Here is a 387-nt window from a genome sequence, read left to right as displayed (position 1 = left end):
AGATTTCCTGTTTCGCCTGTAGCAGAGTCTCCCCAAGTTCCACTCCACATGTTGTTGAAGTTTACAAAGAAACTAGGATGTCTGTCAGGCCTAAATGGAGATAGGCAGCTAAGGCGATCCTCAGACCACCTGGCCCTTTCCCAGCAATCATACCGCTCCAAATATGCCCTAACATCAATCATAATAGAGATTCCATCTCCAAGGTTGATTTTATCCATTTAAATCCCCCGTAGGAGATGGTGTTAGAGGAGTAAAATCATGCCCGTTAGTTCCTCCGATAAACCCTTCAACCTTGGCTCCCAACATTCTAGCCATTGACAGCGCAGCCTCAAAATCACTAATTACCATAGCTTTATCCGCGGTATCTACAAGTTCTCCATACACTAA

At 44.7% G+C, this 387-nt stretch carries 1 protein-coding gene; it reads right to left on the bottom strand.

Annotation, left to right across the window (positions count from 1 at the left end; translation table 11 throughout):
- Positions 1-218: hypothetical protein (locus BTA35_RS18605; protein ID WP_238377650.1), on the bottom strand; the 218-nt coding region annotated here is incomplete at its 3' end.
- Between the last annotated feature and the right edge of the window lie 169 nt (positions 219-387).

Origin of the sequence: Oceanospirillum linum, from assembly GCF_001995095.2 — a bacterium.
In the GTDB taxonomy this organism is placed as follows: Bacteria; Pseudomonadota; Gammaproteobacteria; order Pseudomonadales; family Halomonadaceae; genus Oceanospirillum; species Oceanospirillum linum.
This window is presented reverse-complemented; position numbering and strand designations above follow the sequence as displayed.